The sequence below is a fragment of the Prochlorococcus sp. MIT 1201 genome, assembly GCF_047303415.1.
Taxonomy (GTDB): domain Bacteria; phylum Cyanobacteriota; class Cyanobacteriia; order PCC-6307; family Cyanobiaceae; genus Prochlorococcus; species Prochlorococcus marinus_D.
In genome coordinates this window covers 1,729,184-1,746,633 of sequence record NZ_CP138947.1, presented here as the reverse complement: position 1 = coordinate 1,746,633, position 17,450 = coordinate 1,729,184, and the positions used below count along the sequence as shown (strand labels likewise).

Below are 17,450 nucleotides of genomic sequence, written 5' to 3'. Positions count from 1 at the left end.
GAGCCCTTGTCCTGACAGGCTTGTGCCCAGGCTGCTGGTCAAATCAAAAGCCTGCCTTTTAGGGTATTTGTACTACTCAGGCTGAGAGCGGAGGGTCCTGGAAGTAGTCGCCGTTAATGCCGCCGTCATTGGCTGTTTCATTGCCATCAGCGCCGATTACACCCACAGCCGCTGGTGATTCGAGTGATTCAACAAAGTCATTGCCAGCTTCTACAGCGTTTTGATCTTTAAAGGCTTGGTTATCCCAGGTCGCTTCGCCTGTTAGGCCCTGACTATCGAGTTGATCCCAGGAGATTTGATCAGAACCGGTAAAGCTTGATTCTGTTCCATTCGCTGCTTGATGCAGGCTTTGGCCCCAATCGGCATCCAAGACAGCTAAATCTGCCATCGAGATCTGGCCATCAAAGTTGGCATCCACTCCTCGCGCCACACTGGCATCAACAAAGCCATCATTATTGGCATCCACTGCATCGGGATCCTCACTGGCTTGTTGTTGTCTTGCAGCACCAGCATTGAGATAGGCCAGATCTTTCATTGAAACGCGGCCGTCGTAATTGAGATCGCCTTGGAAGGTGATTAGGTTTTTGGAGCCCTTTTGATTTTCAAAGACGTCTGAGCCTGTTGCTTTAAGGCTGAGGATGCCTTGGCTGAGATCAACAACATTGCCTGCTGCACCTGTGATCTCGATATCGGCAACCAGTTGCGCTGTTTCTTGACCTGCTTGTACAAATGCGCCATCAACAAAGCTGCCACTCTCGAGGTTTGTTGATGTTTGACTGTCGTCAGGTGAACTGATATAGAAACCAGAGCTCGTTAAACTTGCATTGTCATTGGCAACTCCCGTAATCGCTATATCTGTGGCTTTGATATTACCGACGTTTGTCCATTCGCTTGTGGCTGTAATCGTGTCACCTGATCGTACCAAATTTGTTTGTTTTGAATTATAAGATCCAATATCAAGATCACTACTTAAGATCAAGCCATCGCCTTGTTCTTCTAGATTGATTGTTGCCTCATACAGGGTGACTTTGGTTCCTTCTACAGCTAAATCACCACCGAGATCCCGCAAGCTCTTGATCTCGCGATTGCTTAACCCTGCAGCATCGGTGAGATCCTTAGAAAATACTGTTTCATCTTGATTGGCACTCAAGCCAAAGAACAGCGGCGTGCTTGGATCATCGATACTGCCATCTGAATTTTGCGTGAGCGTATCGAGGCGGAACTCATTGAAGTCCAGGTCAATCGATGCCAAAACAGCACCATCCGCGCCAATACGCGATCCGGCATCGGCTATATGGTTTCCATAGAGATCTCCTGGATCTAGATCTCCAAGACTTGCAGCAGCAATCCGGATTGTTCCCACATCATTATCGATGCGTACCGCATTGGCGATGGGTAGCTGCCCGCCAATGGTGATATCAGAGGCTTTGATCTCATTAAAGAGATAGGGATCAAAGTTGATCGTGATATCAGCTGTTTCTAAGTCATAGCCTTCTGCAAGGCTCTTTGCTGTGATGTCCAGGCGATAGGTGTCTTGCCAATCAACCGAATCACCAAGCACTGCCAGTTGCTTGAGATCAGTTTGAGTATCAGTGCCATTGATTGAGTGAAGGCTATAGCCAAGTTCAAGGTCGCTATCTGCTGTGGCTTGTGGATTAGGAGCCCATTGATTGGCAATATTCTGATTGCTTCTGGTTAGGGATATTTCAGCTATGCCCTTTTGGTTTCTTTCACCTTGTTTGTCAAGTGCTGTATTCCATACTCCTGCCTTTACGTTAACTTGCCAATCTTCGGCTATTCCTTCTGCACTTGGCGCCCAAATCTCCGCATATTTATATTGTTGGAAATAGGAGGTTGGGTCAGCTTTTATTGCAGGATGGAAATTGTTGAATGTGATATCACTTCCATCAACCCATTGTCCATCTTTAAAACCTATAAAAGCACTGTTGTAAATATTGTAGTTTCCTAGCAGCGCTGTGATTAAGTCGTTTTCCTCTTCAGAGTTTATAGAAGCCAGATGCCCACCAATACTTTGAGCATTAGCTTCTGCTTCTTCCCAAGTTGGCCCATCAACAATCACATAGGCCGAATCTCCACGGCTAACGTATTCCCTTGACCTGGAGGTGTCTTTGATTTCTACAGAGGCTGTATTGCCAACTTGATCGCTGCGTAAATCATCAGAGAACAGCTTGATCTCTAAAGTCTCCGGGCCTTCTTTGGTTTGATCATTTCTGATCTCTGAAGTGAACGAAAATTTTCCTTCTGCATCAGTTATTCCTGACCCGGTAATCTTGTTATTAAGGAAGTCTAGTTTATTGATTCCTTCACCATAGAGAGCCCAGTAAAGTTCGGTGCCTGTATCAATATGCTTGGTATGGGCTGTTGTGGTAAGAAGATTACCCTCTTCAATTTGTTCGACCGAGTTGGTGAGGTATGTCTCTTCAACATCATTGACATTCAGCGTAAACGATTTAGCAAATGTCATGCCATCTGTGTCTGCCGCTTCTAGGGTGATTGAGTAATTGGTTTTATTTTCGTAATCTGCTGAGTAATTGCTAATCAGTTGCTTTTCATTGATGCTAAAGAATGAATTATCGTCGCTACCTGCTCCTGGGATTAGAGAAAAAATGTGGCCATTACTAGAATCTGGATCAATTGCTGAGATGTCAGCAATTGCTGTACCTGGAGCTAGGTTTTCATTAAAGCTTGTGGCTGATAGTGTGATATCTGTAGGAGCTTCTTTGATATCGATAACATTTAGCGCAAACGACTTTGCAATCTCGAGGCCATCATTATCAGCCGCTTTAAGTCTTAATGAATAAAGGTTTTTTTGCTGATAATCAGCTGAATCATTAATAATTAATTGGTCTTCGTTGATGCCAAAGAATGAATTGTCTTCACTGCCTGCGCCAGGTGCTAGAGAGAAAAGAAATCCATTGGTTGAATCTGGATCGGTTGCTGAAAAGGTCGCGATTGTAGTGCCAGGTGCTAACTTTTCGGCAAAGCTTGTCGATGAGATGGAGATATCTGTTGGAAAATCATAGGTTGCACCATTGAAATTTATTCTCTCAATATTGAAGAGTTGATCTGTTCCATCACGGGATAAAATATTATCAGCAACTTCAAAACCTTCTGTATTGCTATTAAGTGATAGCTGGTATTCATCTTTTGGCCCACTGAAGCGTGCCGTGTCAAACCCTGCTAGGCCATCAAGCTTGTTATTGCTACTATTACCTCTGAGCGAATCTGAATGGTCAGACCCTGTTGCATTTTCAATGATTACATCAGCGTTTAAATCATCCTGAATCGAGTTATAAGCAATCGTATAACCTTTGAATTCTCCGTTGACTTGAGATATAAAGCCACCGCCTCCGTCGGAATTAGCGAGCGTTGCATTGCGTAAATCAATTGTTACTGAGCTAGAAGAGCCTGAGCCATCAATTGTATCGATGCCTGATGAATCCCAAATTGACTTAAATCCATTGAGTTCATGGTCGAGTGGATAAGTGTCATCTCCTGGAGAATGCGTATCATTTGGCCCGTAAAGGTATTGGATTGCTGCAATGTCAAATGCGCCTAACCCGGTCATGAAGCCGTCATAGACAGCGTCATTGGATGATGTATATCGTACGTTATATGATGGAGAGTAATCGTTGGCATTAAGCGTGTTATATGTCATTACTGTCCAAGGAGTTGCATTTAGGCCATTGTCTCCTCCTTGGTTTGGAGAGTCATGTTCAACTCCTGGGAAGGTAGGGTAAGTGGTTTCGTTATAAGTAAACTCTTCGTGCGGGTGCTTTAGGCCAAGTGTATGGCCTAGTTCGTGTATGTATGTCAGGTAGTAATAGCTTCCAGGTTGTTGTGCATCTGCATTGCTGCCTAGATTTATTTCACTGTTGATCGATGTTTGACCAGAATTTAACCCGCCAGGCATCCACGCAAATCCCAATGTATTTTCTAGACCAGTAACTTTTGTGGCTTCCTCGTCGGTAACAAAAATCCAGCTAATATCTGACTCTTCAAGATTTTGCGTTTTGCTAAAATGTATATTACCAATACTTGCATAGGTGTTCATTGCACTGATAGCTGCATTCTTTTCTGCGTTATTTGGGTTTAAGGCGAGTATCGTATCTTCTGTCGGACTCCCATCTTTTATAGAAGTGTATTTAATTTGATCACCTTCTTGTGCGAAATAGTATTTGAATTGATGTGTGTCACTATCAACGCTTGGATCAGATGTTGTCGCCCACTTCACGCCATGCATAAGGCCTGATATATAGGGATTATCAGCCTTTGTAGTATTGGGATCGTCATCCCATGTTGTATCTGAATTAAGTATTTGCCAGTCAGAGGGGTTATATGCCAATGCCAATGCCAGTGACAACCTGTCTCTGTTGCTTACCTCATCGCTATTTCCCGCTAAGTTTCTATTGGTAATTTCAGCATTAAGTGTGTCTACTGCCATATGCTAAGCCCCCCAAACTGTGGGACTTGAACAATCAGCATGAATGAAGCTCTAGTGAAAACAACTTCAAGCCAAGAGAAATTAGTCAAACCTGAGCTTGGCTGAAAATTGATCGATCCATCTGCTACGACGAACAAGCCGAATAGCCACTGACTAGAGCATGGATCCCTCAAAGACAAGGAAGTAGAAGAGTTGAGTTGTTGATTCAAATCAATCATTCCCCTTCCCCACAGATCTTCCTATTCACAATCCTACTCCATTCACCAGCTGATGCGCAGAGCTTTTTACTGCTCAAAATACTTGTCTCTATAGGCTTTTTGCCTCCTCCTAGACAGTTACCAGACTCGCGCTCTTCTTTACAGTAATATATTACTAGGTAAGCGGCATGTCGATTGCCTAGTGCTCGCTTGAGTCGATTCAGCAGCACTCTGTAGTGATTGGATGATGTTCAGCTAAATACGCGACCTGTCTTCAGTCTCTCAGAGGAAATTTGCTTAGCCGCTCAGCAATCAGCACAAGCGTCAAACGCCCTATTGATAGGCATCTGCATTGCAGCGCAATGGTTTTAAGAATTTCCAATCAAACATATTGCCACATCGCTTTTCGGCTCAATGGCAGACCGCTCCCTTTGCGAAGGAGGGCCCCTTAGGCTTAAATACAAGTGAGACATAATCCCTCTGCTTTCTAAAAATGGTTTAACTCGCAAAAATAAGAGCAGTAAGTCTTTAAAACTTTTAGCTTTAGTAAGCTCCTAAGTCATAGATGCTGCCATAAAAACTCATCAATGCAAGGTATGAGTTGGTTTTTGTATACGTGAATCGAGTTAATTGGAATCCAAGGCTTATAAATAGTATCTGTAAAATCTACTGGCTTTGATTTGAATATTGAGCTCAAGGTGATACCGACTGCACCAAAATGCATGCACTATTCCAGTAAAAGCATTTTATTAAGGCCCTGACTTATATGGGCAGTATTTATGTTACAGAGACTTGCACCTTGTGGCTAATAGGCAGGGAGGTGACTTTTTGTTGAATACTCTTATGACTGTCTTGGAAAATCACTTGGAGTATTTATTAAGATTTGCACGAGTATAAGCATTAGAAGTATATGGATTTCACTCATTCCAAGAGAGGTTAAACTCGTTAGTGATTAGCATTCTTGGAATTTCCGCCAGTAATGTCGTTATCGCGCCTGTCGCTATTGCCATCAGCGCCGATCACATCAATAGCCCCTGGTGATTTAACTGATTGACCGACTTCATTGCCTGCTTCTAAAGTCTTTTGATCTTTACACCGCCTTTTAGCCAAGGCTACATTGCCTGTTCTGCCCTGATGACCAAGGTTCCTGCCACCACACTTGATTGGCTTTGTTAAAGCTTGATTCTGTGCTATTGGTGCCTGTGATTGGCCCCATCGCTTAGCTGTTGGAGCAGAGTTTTGACTAATTGGCATCCAATACTGCCAAATCTGCTATTGAGATCTGGTGATCAGAGTTGGCATCAACAGCACTAGCCACACTGGCATCAACCACACCATCAACAGAGGAATGGCTTGTGAGTGTCAAGATCTGTTCTTTGGTCTTTGGCTCTACGTTGCCTTTTCGTATGCATTGATAGGCCAGTGCCACTGACCATTGCACTTCTGCGCTGATCAGCAGCTTTGCGAATGTTCTTTGCCATGGTTTTAGCTTTTCAGCGAGATGATCAATGGATTGGAGCTTTAGCCAATGCAAAAGCTGAATCACGAGTATCGATCAAGCCTCCTGCTAGGTCTGATCGTTGCATCAACGCTGGCACCTAAACCGCTTTCCACCCTGCCGGCGGATCTGCATCCTTTGGTGAGTGCTCTCCAGGCCAAAGGCTTCACCATTCGCATTGCCCTTCCACCAGTGCGTTCGAGCTATGGGCTGTATCAAAGCAAGAGCAAAACTCTCTGGATCTCACCACTCACCTTTCCTCTAGAGATTTCTCGTCCAACCTTTTTGCATGAAGCGGTGCATGCCATCCAGAGCTGTCCTTCCGGGATGCTCACGCCTCTGGGCTGGACTGTGAGCTTGAATCCAGTGGTAGAAAGGGAAATCAGCGCAATTTTGATACGCAATTATCACCATGGAAACCGGGCCCTGGAGCAGGAAGCGTTTTTTATTCAAGGCCAAAAGGATGCTGTGCCCCGTTTGATTGGGGCCTTGAAGCAACGTTGCCCTTAATCATCAAATAGTTGCTACAGCTAGGCCTGCGTCAAGACGTTGCCGCAAGTGATCGTTAACAACAGATCTGCGTCTGATTTGGCTGTTGATTGCCTTGTTGCATTCCATCAGTTTGAGGTCATCAAAACCCTGAAAATACGTCGTGGATTTGAGGGTATCCAACAGGCGTGCCCTTGTTCATGCCTTTTGCTTGCTTGTCTTACAGAGCAAACCCATCTTTTCTATGAGCGCGTGCTCAAGCTCACTGATGGCATTGAGCTAGCTCAATGCGCTTGCCAGGAAGTTGAGTGAATCTATGGGTAGCGGTGAAGGATGAGAACAAAAAAGTCGTCACCGCCCCAGGGGAAGAAAACATATAAGTAAAAAGCCCCGCAACTTGGCGGGGCTTTTTACTGTAGAAGAAGCAACAGTAAATGATTTCGCAGTGCAGCAGATCTAGACGTGATCGAGATCAACTTCAAACAGGCAGTGCAGTTCAACTGGGATTTGCAAGGCGCACTGCAAGGAGCAGGCACACCTATCAAGCCGGCATTGGTGCTTCCCTATCGATTGCTGTTGGTGATAACAGCGTTTGGTTTATCGATGCTCTAGCCACGCCAACTTCGCTGACCGTGATGGAGAGAGCAGAATTAGATGGTTTAATTGCCGAGTTGATCTTGCTAGGAGGGATGATGTTCTGCATGAATGAACAGATTTATGCCAATAAGCCATAATATTTATTGGATAAGAGCCTCAATGGGTAGGCCATGCTTGGTTCGCAAATAGTGAATTGTTTTGTGATGCTCATTTTTATTAGCTAGATGGCATTGCAGCATTGAATTCTCTCTAACTCGATATTCAAAGCAGGGTTTGGGGTGATATATCGCTCTCATGCCTATTTGCATACCTGTTAACCACAGGTCCCAGTCTTCTAAGGCTTTGAGGTTCTCGTCATAACCGCCACATTTTTTCCATAAAGAGCGTTTCATTAATGTGCAAGCATCAATGCGATTGGCTTTTACTAATTGCTTGGCATTAAGAATGCCTGGTTTGAAATGTTGAGTGCGAGCACCAAAATCGAGCCTGTCTCCAAAGATCATCTCCATGTCAGGATTCTGTCGGATGATAGATAGGCAATCTTGCAGGTAAGGGGATAGCAAACGGTTGTCATCATCTAGTGGAATAATTAATTCGGAATTTGCAGCATTAATGCCATGGTTACGTGCGGCAGCAAGCCCAGAATGTTCTATGCTAAGTATTCTGTAGCCACTTTGTTTAAGTCTTTGCAGGATCTGCCGTGAAGACGACTTCGTAGATCCATCGTCAACAACAATAACTTCTACTTCACTATCTTCGGATTGATATCTCTTAACGCTGGCGATTGCTTCAAGAAGAAAATGGCAGGGATTGAATGTAGGAATGATCACGCTGATGTCTGGCTTTTTATTTGTTTGCTTGTGCTTTTTTTCTGCAGCAATATTGGTGTTATTTTCGCTTAATGCTGGTAAATCGGCGATGGTCTGTAGTCTGTCCCAGATCTTCATCAGTTCAGGGAACGCTAATCGATAAAGATCTTCAATTGGATCACCTAATGGAATGCTTGGCATCCTATTGGGATCGACGAGTTCGTTGAGATCTGCTTGGATGGTTTGGTGGTCTGGCTTCCAATCCCATCGTTCAATCAGAAGTTCGACTAGTTTATTTGTATGCTTCTTTAGTGATTGGGCATTTAAAAGTATGCATTCAGTACTAAATTTTTCTATGTGTGTGACAAGTCTTTCGTTGTAAAGTGACCAGAGGGATAGTATCATTTCTGGTTGCATTCTCAGTAACGAATTTTGGCGGCGCTGTAGCGCATCACTAAGGTCCCATGGTGAACGATAGATCCCTATCGTTCTCATATTTGGTTTTAGTTGATGCCAGAATGGGAGTAGTAATGTGGTGCGTGGATCTTTCCATCCCCATTGTTGATTTTTCGCGTCCGATTCGCGCTCAGCTAAAAGCTTTGAAGCCTTTTCCCTCCAGTAAGCTTTTTCAGAGCCGTCAATACATCTCTCTGGTGTCCAACCCCAATCAGCAAATCCATAAGAACTATCTATTAAACTTGAATGAAACCATTCGCGGTGCAGTTGTACAAAGTTTGCATCTTCTTCATATCCCTCAGGATTTTCAGCGTCTTTAGGAATTAAAGACTTCCCCATAATGATGCCCAACTTGCTAAGCATTCGCGCCAGCAAAGAGGTTCCACTGCGATGCATTCCTGCAATGACCCACGGCCCATCATGGACATTAGTCAGGGTGATTATGCCTGAACATGGTGAGTGGATTAAATTATATGTTGGAGCCATTCCTCGTCTTTTGATGGCATTTCTTGCGGCGTTAACAGTTTGACTATGTTGGTGTCTACGCTTTGTCTGCGAGGCGCTATTACGATGAACTCGATAACTATAGAGAGGTTCTGGGAGATAGATAGGAGGTCCGAGTTCTGAAAGCTTTAGGCATAAATCGTAATCTCCTACAAATGAAGAGCTTAGATATCCGCCCACTTTTAAATATGCTGATCGCCTGATCATTCGCATATGGAAAGGAATAAACTGAACAAGATCATTGTTCTGCCTCCATGGTCGAAGAGCACGTTGGTCGAGAGCATATTTTGATCCATTTGGCTCCATCAACCAGCACTGACTATAGAGAAATGGGCTTTTTGGACTCTTGTCTAGCAATGCAATAGCCTTACCCAATGCCAAAGGGTCAAGTTTATCGTCAGCATCCAGTTGTACGAAATAGTTAGAAGAGCTTTTGCTAAATAGAAGCTGGTAGCTGCCATAGATTCCTAGCTGTTGATTATTAGCTAGTAATCTCAGTCTTGGTTCTTCTTTGGCAATTTTGTTGAGCCATTCTTGGCATTGTATTGTGATCGCCTCGGGCCCATCTGGGCGAATTAACAGCTCCCAGTCTTGAAAGTCTTGTGCTCTTACGGAATCAATGGCTTCCTGTAGCCAAATTAGGGGAGTGTCAAAAACAGAAATACCAACGCATACACTGATTGGATGATTGGTTGACGAGTTGGATTGAGTTTTCAAACGATCTCACCTCTTTCTGGCATGGTCGCTTTTGGGGCCTTCGTGTTGTACTAGTTATTGCTTGATCCATTTGAGTGGCTGATCAGAAGTTCACGCCGCGCTTGAGATCTACGCCCTGCTTGGCATAGTGGTTATGGAAAACCATTTCGAGTTGAGCGTAGGCGAGATCGAAATAACTAGGTTGGTTTTGCATCGGCCTTTGATGATTGGCTCGATTTCGGTAGGTTTCTCTTGCAAAATTTGCACAACTGTCTCTAGAGCTGGCAGTTGATGATTCAGGTTGTGGTTGAGTTCATCAACCAGCAGTAATGGGCTTTGGTTTGCTTCGAAGCTTTGGGAGAGTAGGAAGCCCGATTCGCTTAGTCCAACGCGCCAGCCGCCATGCTTCCTCTTGATATCAGTGCTGTTGAGCTCTTACCCGATGAGATCGCACGCTTTTCAAGGCACCTGACTCTTCCTGAGGTGGGCCTAGTAGGACAAAAGCGCCTCAAGGCTGCTTCGGTGCTCTGTGTCGGCGTCGGTGGTCTTGGTTCTCCGATGTTGCTCTACCTAGCAGCTGCTGGTGTAGGGCGTCTGGGTATCGTTGATTTTGATGTGGTAGATCACAGCAACCTGCAGCGTCAGGTGATTCACGGCACAAGTTGGCTTGGCAAACCGAAGATCGAGTCGGCAAAGGCTCGCATCCATGAGATCAATCCTCATTGCCAGGTGGATCTCTACGAGATCGCCCTCACTAGCGAGAACGCGCTCGAGATCATTCGCCCTTATGACATCGTTTGCGATGGCACTGACAACTTCCCCACTCGCTATTTGGTCAACGACGCTTGCGTGATACTGGGTAAACCCAATATCTACGGTGCAGTCTTCAGGTTTGAAGGGCAGGCTTCTGTTTTTAATCTCACTCGAGACAGCCCTAACTACCGCGATCTGTTCCCAGAACCGCCACCTGCAGAGATGGTTCCTTCCTGCGCAGAAGGTGGTGTCGTTGGCGTGTTGCCTGGGATCATCGGCCTGATTCAGGCCATCGAAACGGTGAAGATCATCATCGGGGTCGGGACCAGCCTCAGCGGCAGGCTTCTGTTATTCGATGCTCTCAAGATGGGCTTCCGCGAGCTTAAGTTGCGCACTAGCCCCGAGCGCCCTGTCATCGATAGGCTGATTGACTATCAGGATTTTTGTGGAATGGGCGACATTGCCCCGGAGGCAGGCGCGGTGGCGAGTATTACTGTCAGCGAGTTCAAAGCGCTGTTAGACAGCGCTGCAGATGACATCTTGCTCCTTGATGTGCGCACTCCCAAGGAAGCAGAAATTGCCACGATTGCCGGCTCTGTGCTGATACCCCTTGATCAGATTGAGAGCGGGAGTGCTCTCGAGCAATTGCGCCATTTGCTTAAGGGGAAGCGACTTTATGTTCACTGCAAGCTGGGGGGGCGAAGCGCCAAGGCTCTCATTGCTCTCAAGCGTGCTGGCATTGAGGGCATCAATGTGGCAGGTGGAATCGACGCTTGGAGCCAGGAGGTTGACCCCTCGGTGCAGCGTTACTGAGAGTTACTGAGATCATCCTGTAGCGCTCTAGTTCGTCCCCCATGCTCATGCAGGGCAACCTATTCCAGTTGAAAGTTGGTGATTGATTGCACCTCTAACTCGCTGGGTCGCGAGCAACCCTGTCGCGGCTTGCTTCTATCTGCCCGCTCGTGGCCGTGTCATGCAAGTCGCCTTGATCAAGCTGTTTTATCTGCTGGGCTTCCAGAAATAAGAGCTTGAATCGTTTTAATTCCTAAATGATTAAGACTCGAGGTTGGCTTTGATGCGACAGGAATCAGTTGAAGGTGTTATTAACAAGTTGTTTATTCAGTAATCCACGCCTCGCTTGAGGTCTACGCCCTGCTCGGCGTAGTGCTTGTGGCATACCATTTCTGAGTGGACGCCGGCCAGGTCGAAGTAGGCAGGTTGGTTTTTGCAGCGGCCGGTGATGATCACTTCGGTTTCGGCAGGCTTACGCAGCAGGGTTTGAACAATCGGCTCCACAGGAATCAGTTCAAGATCCACGCTGGGATTGAGTTCATCGAGGATGACAGTTTTATAGAGCCCACTGGCGATGGCGGCTCTGGCAATTTCCCATGCGCGCTCTGCTTCCACATAATCGATCGGTTGTTGTTGACCTCGCCACACGATGGCATCACGGCCGGAACGCAGATGATCAACAAGATGGGGGTAGCTTTCTCTTAGGGCTGCAATGGCAGCATCTTCCGTGTAGCCATTGCCACCTTTCAGCCACTGCAAGATCAACACGCGATGGCTTTTGTCTTGGCTGATGCCGCGGCCAATGGCCTGGAGGGCCTTGCCTAGGGCACTGGTGGACTTGCCTTTGCCCTCACCGGTGTAGATCTCAATGCCACCGGTGGTCATGAAGGGAATAACGCCATCAGCTTGAGGCTCCATACGACGATGGGCGCGCATTTCGGAATGCAGATCGGCTACCTCAACTAGGGCTCTTGGAGCGGCTCGTCCGGTGACGATGATCTCCATGCCGTCAGGTCGGTCGGTGAGTGTTTTGACTACATCTTCAACAGCCAGCAGGCCTAGATCCAGCACGGGATTGAGTTCATCAAGCACAACGACTGAATAGAGGGCGCTGGCGATGGCTCCCTTGGCGATATCCCAGCCGCGTTGGGCTTCTTGACGATCAAAGCGGGTAGCGTCCTCGGCGATGAAAAATTCACCTCGACCAGTGCGTACTTGGTCGATCAGGTGAGGGAAGCCCTGTTGCAGTGCCTCAATGGCAGCATCTTCGTCGTAGGCGCGGCCTGGGCCTTTGAGGAATCGAAGCAACAGCACCCTGGTTCGTCGTTGCTCGCAGATCCCGAGCCCGATGGTGCGTAGGACAACACCAAGAGCGGCCTGACTTTTGCCTTTTCCCTCGCCGTCATAGATGTGCAGTTGGCCATGACTGCGTTCATTGCTTTCGGCTGCGGTCGCGATGCCAATCCCACGTCCTCTTCTGCCGCTTGATGTTTGGCGATTGCTGGGTGTCTTGGATGCTGCCGTCTGCGAAGCCATTGACGGGTCCTCTACGGTTGAAGCCTAACGAGATCGATGGGCTGAGAAGGTGGTTGCTGGGACGGCTGGTGCAGCGGTGTTTCGGCAGTTGGAACCGCTGCCAGATCGTGAGTATGCCCAGTTGCAGAGGTTGCGCAAGTGTCTTGCCAGTTTTAGGCGCGTGTGTGTGGCCTATTCCGGTGGAGTTGATAGTGCACTAGTGGCAGCGATCGCACAAGAACAACTTGGACCTCAAGCCTTTGCGGTGACAGGGGTTTCTCCTGCACTTGCCCCTGATCTTCTCGATGAGGCTCGTCAACAGGCTGCCTGGCTTGAGATTCGTCACCAGGAATGCGTGACTGAGGAATTGGATGATCCGGCCTATAGCAGCAACCCTATAGACCGTTGTTTTGCTTGTAAGCGTGAATTACATCGCCATCTGGGCCCGATTGCTCAGTCAGCCGGTGGAGCTCAGGTGGTGGATGGCGTGAATCACGACGACTTGGGAGAGCATCGACCTGGCATTGAGGCGGGTCGTCAGGCAGGTGTGCGTTCTCCTTTGGCTGAACTGGAGATTGACAAAGCGGGTGTACGTCAGATCTCACGAGCTCTTGGCTTCCCTTGGTGGGATAAGCCCGCGCAGCCCTGCCTGGCTTCTCGTTTCCCCTATGGCAATAGCATCACGGCTCAGCGATTGCGTCAGGTTGGTCTGGCTGAAGCCTGGTTAAAAACGCTTGGTTTTACTGAGGTGCGAGTGCGCAGTCAGGGCTTAGCTGCGCGTATTGAAGTTCCCGCGGATCGGATTGAGGATGTGGTGCTTGAGTTGGATCGTGAGCAGGTCGTCGCGCATTTCCTTGCGCTGGGTTTCACCTCCATCAGCCTTGATCTGGAAGGTTTGGTCAGTGGCAAGCTCAATCGCACTGGCCAAGAACATTGAAGGCGTGGAATGGCTTACGGCTTTATTCCTTTCGCGACTCCTGTTCCACTGCGTTGCCATCGGCGGGAGATTGAGCTTGGTGCTCTCTCTGATGCGATAGGGCAAAGCCTGGAAGGACTTTCTCGCTGCTTTTACAGCTGGGCGAGTAGGGCAACAACAGCTTGTCTGGGGCTTTAGGGGCAATCAGCTCGTTAGAGCTATCTCTGCCGATTGTTGAGCCACGCTGGCTCACAAGGGTGTCGCATAAGGGAGGCTGTTGAGATGCCCTATCCCTTTGTCGGTCTGGATCTTGACAACACAGGCAAAATGGAGAATTTCTTCAGTACGGAGAACAGCTTCAGTTGCGATTGGAGCTTGATTCAGGGCGAGCAGAGCGAACACCAGTCGTCTTCTTGGTAGCTGGGAGGTTGGCCAAGGCTTTTTGGCTATGAGGCTTTGCGGCGAGGGATGCCTCAATCCGCAGGACCTCTGCTTCACGAATGGCTGTGTTCTTATCCAAGTACTCAATGCTGTTTGGGTGTGCTGGTGGCAAACCTTCGGCTGCACTTCCAGCTCGCAAACAATACAGACTTTTGCAGAATCAACCATGAGCATTTCTGCACATCAAATTCAACCTGCTAGAGAGGCCGCTTGGGAGCCACCTAGGTCGGAGATTTAGCAGTTTTTGCCTAACTGACGACTGATTCCTGCTTGCTTAGACCTAGATCAGGAGTCCGAGGACGTCGAAACCCTGAAAACCTGTCCTGGACTTGAGGGCATCCAACGCGGGTGCCCTTGTTTACGTCAGTTGTTTGCTCTCCTTACAGAGCCAATGCATAGGTTCTAGATGCTTGTGCTCAAACTCACCGCTGGCATTGAGCCAGGACACTGCGTTTTTAAAGAGGTTGGGTGAATCTATGGATAGCGGTGAAGGATGAAAACAAAAAGTCGCCACCGCTCTAGGGGGAGAAAATAAATAAGCAAAAGCCCCACCTATTGGCGGGGCTTTTTGATGCTTAGTTGTTGAAGTTCCCTGACAGGAAGAGGTTTGGCTTGTTTTGGCAAGGGCTGGTGGAACTAACAACATTTAGGTGAAACGAAGCTTTCAATGCTTTTAATCAGACAATAGAGATGATGGCTAACCCTTCTTCATCTTTGGTCTGGCTTTCATCTCCTTTTGTCTGCATCCATATACATTGCTTATGGCTGAAAGATGGAGAGTAAGCCGAACCTGTGTTCATGTTGAATCATTCTCTCGCTCCGGGGTTTATATTTACTAGGCTCTTATTTTCCCCCTCTAAATATCCAGTGTTAGTTGTGGTTGTAGATAAGTGGTTGGAACGACTTAGCCAAATCTTTAGAGCGTTGTGGTCACTCTTTCGCTAGGAAATTTCTCTGTATTCAAATACTTTTCAATACTTGCTATGAAGCCTACATCGGAACAGCTGAAGGAGTCTCAAGAACAGCTCAGTCAAACAGAATTGGCTATCCAAGACCTAGAAAGAATGCTAGGGTAAATGAACAAAAGGTTTGATGAACTGAATGGAATGGTGATTGGGTTGGGGCAAGTTCTTCCTTTAGAAGAGAGAAAGAGAGAGGATGATCGCAAAAGGGAAGCGCAAAGGTTGAGGTTAGAAGAAGAGCATTTGGATAAGTTTGAGCATGACAGGAGGCTTGACTAGTCACCAGCCTCTGAATCTCAAGCCACTACGAACCGGAAGGTGGATGAATGGGGCAATGTGAGTAGGTGTTTAGATACCCCTTGCCTTTTAGAAGTGCCTGTAGCGATCACTCAAATGCTTCAGTATTGGTTTCAGCAGGTCGCTGTAGCTAGCTGATTAAGCCTTTGGATGGCGTACTGCGGTTGCTAGAGCTGCTGGTGTTTCCCGTTGGAAGCTCTTTAATGCATGGCTTTTAGCGCCAAGTTCCTGGCGTAAGAGCTCACAAGCTTGTTCCGGCATCGTTTGATCGCCGCAAGTGAAGACATCCACCGCGGCATAACCATTCTCAGGCCATGTGTGGATGGAGAGATGCGATTCAGCTAGAAGGGCAAGCCCTGTGACCCCCTGAGGTTCAAATCGGTGGGTGATCAGATTGAGAAGAGTGGCACCAGCACGCTTGGCTGCTGTTGTGATCGTGGTTCTCAGAAAGGCTTCGTCATTGAGCTTGGCGTGATCGCAGTCATAAAGCTCTAGGATGCAGTGCTTGCCCACCATGTCGGTGGCGCTGTGATTGATTGAGCTTGTGTTGTCTTGGCAATTGGTGTCTTCCCATCCTGGATTGGGATGCAAGCAAGACAGGGTTCTCTCCATCAAGGCAATAAAAATCAGCTCGCCACCTTAGCGGACCTCTTCCGATCGATTTAAAGATCCTGCTTCGATGATCTGTGATTGTTGTTGCCATTCATCCTGGAAGCCTTCCAAATGGGTTGCGCTAACGAGGCACTGATGTTTCTCTCCTACAGCCTCGAGCAGCAGCAACTGTCTGCCGGGATCCAGTTCCGCAAGAACGTCATCCAATAACAGCAGAGGGGGTTCACCGCAGAGTTCGCCTACGAGCTCTAGTTCGGCAAGCTTGAGCGCCAGCACCACGGTTCGTTGTTGTCCTGCTGAGCCAAAGCGGCGCGCTTCTGAATCGTTGAGTAGCAATCTCACCTCGTCGCGGTGAGGACCGATCCGGCAACTTCCTAACCGTTCCTCCTCACTGCGTTGGCCGAGGAGTTGCGTTTCGATCGCCAACCTCCAAGGTTCTTCCGCTTCCTCACCTTCGAGTTGGCTGCCTGGCTGATAGTCGAGTCGCAACCGTTCCTTGTGTTTGCTGAGGGTTTCCTGCCATCGGGCTGCAAGTGGTTCAAGGCGGGCGAGAGCTCGACTGCGACGTCGATGAATGCGTGTGCTGACTAAAGCCATCTGTACATCGAAGGCATCTAAGAGGGAATCACGCTCCTGAATCGGGATGTGGCGCCACTGACGCCACAGCTGGCTTCGCTGACGCAGCAGCTTGTTGAAGCGACTAATTAGATCTGAATAGATCGGTTCAAGTTGTTGTACGACGCGATCAAGCCATTGGCGCCGCAGGGCAGGCTCGCCTCGAACGAGATTGAGATCGAGAGCGCTAAACCCCACGCAACGCAGTGGACCGATTAGATCCAATTGGCGGGTGAGCGTTTTGCCGTTGCGGCGGGCTTGTCGACCTCCTTGTCGCCGCAATTCCAGTTCGAGCTTCTCAGTGTCATCAGCGATGGCGCGAAGTAGGGCCCGCTGTTCTTCCCAGTGGATCAAGTCTTGATCGCTGCTTGCGCGATGCGAGCGCAGGCTGCCGAGTAGCTCTACGGCTTCGAGAAGGTTGGATTTGCCGATGCCGTTGGGGCCAATAACCAGCAGCCGATTTTCCGTCAACTCCAGCTGAAGCCTGCTGTAATTGCGATACCCCTGCAGTTCGAGCTGGTGAAGCCGAATCGGTCTTGGAGCGGCATGAGGTTAAGGTACCTTGATTGAGGGGGCTTGAGAGTTGCTCTCATATAGCGGCATCCAGCCGATATTTGTGGGCATGTAGCTCAGTTGGATAGAGCATCAGATTCCGGTTCTGAGGGTCGGGGGTTCGAGTCCCTCCATGCTCGTATTTGCTTTAGCTCCCATACTCTTCTAGAGCTTTCAGTGGCATCGTTCAGTTGAGGAGCTGATCTCAATTCAGGTTGTAGTCGGTCAAGCAAAGATGGCCAGAGTGCTGCAGTTCTCTCGCCATACTTGGCTCACAAGCGCGG

The 17,450-nt window shown here is 47.9% G+C and carries 13 protein-coding genes, 1 tRNA gene and 1 pseudogene; 6 read left to right on the top strand and 9 right to left on the bottom strand.

What is annotated here, in order from left to right:
• Positions 1-76: 76 nt before the first annotated feature.
• The 3 genes from SIB41_RS08455 to SIB41_RS08445 form a co-directional block, all read right to left on the bottom strand.
• A complete protein-coding gene (locus SIB41_RS08455) occupies positions 77-4,465 on the bottom strand; it encodes a matrixin family metalloprotease (RefSeq protein ID WP_413358191.1) in 4,389 nt (1,462 codons plus the stop codon).
• Positions 4,466-5,607: 1,142 nt separating this feature from the next.
• A complete protein-coding gene (locus tag SIB41_RS08450) occupies positions 5,608-5,772 on the bottom strand; it encodes a hypothetical protein (protein ID WP_413358189.1) in 165 nt (54 codons plus the stop codon).
• Between the two features lie 133 nt (positions 5,773-5,905).
• A complete protein-coding gene (locus SIB41_RS08445; protein ID WP_413358187.1) occupies positions 5,906-6,208 on the bottom strand; it encodes a hypothetical protein in 303 nt (100 codons plus the stop codon).
• On the opposite strand from SIB41_RS08445, the gene SIB41_RS08440 reads away from it, so the two are divergent.
• Positions 6,191-6,670 (top strand): hypothetical protein, encoded by a 480-nt coding sequence (locus tag SIB41_RS08440; protein WP_413358185.1) that lies wholly within the window; start codon positions 6,191-6,193, stop codon positions 6,668-6,670. The genes SIB41_RS08445 and SIB41_RS08440 overlap by 18 nt on opposite strands.
• 3 nt (positions 6,671-6,673) lie before the next feature.
• Here SIB41_RS08440 and SIB41_RS08435 read toward each other — a convergent pair whose 3' ends face one another.
• Entirely contained in the window at positions 6,674-6,832 is a 159-nt protein-coding gene (locus SIB41_RS08435) for a hypothetical protein (protein WP_413358183.1), read from the bottom strand.
• A gap of 261 nt (positions 6,833-7,093) precedes the next feature.
• On the opposite strand from SIB41_RS08435, the pseudogene SIB41_RS08430 reads away from it, so the two are divergent.
• Positions 7,094-7,301 (top strand): annotated as a pseudogene (locus SIB41_RS08430) (carbamoyl-phosphate synthase); the annotation flags it as partial.
• Between the two features lie 85 nt (positions 7,302-7,386).
• On the opposite strand, the gene SIB41_RS08425 reads toward SIB41_RS08430, so the two are convergent.
• Positions 7,387-9,732, bottom strand: coding sequence for a glycosyltransferase (locus SIB41_RS08425; RefSeq protein WP_413358181.1), 2,346 nt, complete (start codon positions 9,730-9,732; stop codon positions 7,387-7,389).
• A gap of 381 nt (positions 9,733-10,113) precedes the next feature.
• Here SIB41_RS08425 and moeB point away from each other — a divergent pair, with 381 nt between their 5' ends.
• On the top strand, positions 10,114-11,277 hold the full coding sequence (moeB, locus tag SIB41_RS08420) for a molybdopterin-synthase adenylyltransferase MoeB (RefSeq protein ID WP_413358179.1): 1,164 nt from the start codon (positions 10,114-10,116) through the stop codon (positions 11,275-11,277).
• A 306-nt stretch (positions 11,278-11,583) separates the two neighbouring features.
• Here moeB and SIB41_RS08415 read toward each other — a convergent pair whose 3' ends face one another.
• On the bottom strand, positions 11,584-12,792 hold the full coding sequence (locus SIB41_RS08415; RefSeq protein ID WP_205909621.1) for a cob(I)yrinic acid a,c-diamide adenosyltransferase: 1,209 nt from the start codon (positions 12,790-12,792) through the stop codon (positions 11,584-11,586).
• 49 nt (positions 12,793-12,841) lie between these two features.
• On the opposite strand from SIB41_RS08415, the gene larE reads away from it, so the two are divergent.
• Together larE and SIB41_RS08405 are read left to right on the top strand one after the other, a co-directional pair.
• Positions 12,842-13,708: an ATP-dependent sacrificial sulfur transferase LarE gene (gene larE, locus SIB41_RS08410; protein WP_413358177.1), complete on the top strand. Its 867-nt coding sequence runs from the start codon at positions 12,842-12,844 to the stop codon at positions 13,706-13,708.
• A gap of 9 nt (positions 13,709-13,717) precedes the next feature.
• Positions 13,718-13,885, top strand: coding sequence for a hypothetical protein (locus tag SIB41_RS08405; RefSeq protein WP_169189837.1), 168 nt, complete (start codon positions 13,718-13,720; stop codon positions 13,883-13,885).
• Positions 13,886-14,045: 160 nt separating this feature from the next.
• On the opposite strand, the gene SIB41_RS08400 is transcribed toward SIB41_RS08405, so the two are convergent.
• The 3 genes from SIB41_RS08400 to recF all read right to left on the bottom strand — a co-directional run bounded on the left by SIB41_RS08400 (position 14,046) and on the right by recF (position 17,124).
• Positions 14,046-14,267, bottom strand: a complete 222-nt coding sequence (locus tag SIB41_RS08400; protein ID WP_063419275.1) for a hypothetical protein — start codon at positions 14,265-14,267, stop codon at positions 14,046-14,048.
• Positions 14,268-15,525: 1,258 nt separating this feature from the next.
• A complete protein-coding gene (gene speD, locus SIB41_RS08395) occupies positions 15,526-15,999 on the bottom strand; it encodes an adenosylmethionine decarboxylase (RefSeq protein WP_413358175.1) in 474 nt (157 codons plus the stop codon).
• A gap of 27 nt (positions 16,000-16,026) precedes the next feature.
• Positions 16,027-17,124, bottom strand: coding sequence for a DNA replication/repair protein RecF (recF, locus tag SIB41_RS08390; protein ID WP_413361477.1), 1,098 nt, complete (start codon positions 17,122-17,124; stop codon positions 16,027-16,029).
• Positions 17,125-17,232: 108 nt separating this feature from the next.
• Between recF and SIB41_RS08385 the strand changes: the two genes are divergently transcribed.
• Positions 17,233-17,306: transfer RNA gene (locus SIB41_RS08385), tRNA-Arg, on the top strand.
• Positions 17,307-17,450: the final 144 nt, after the last annotated feature.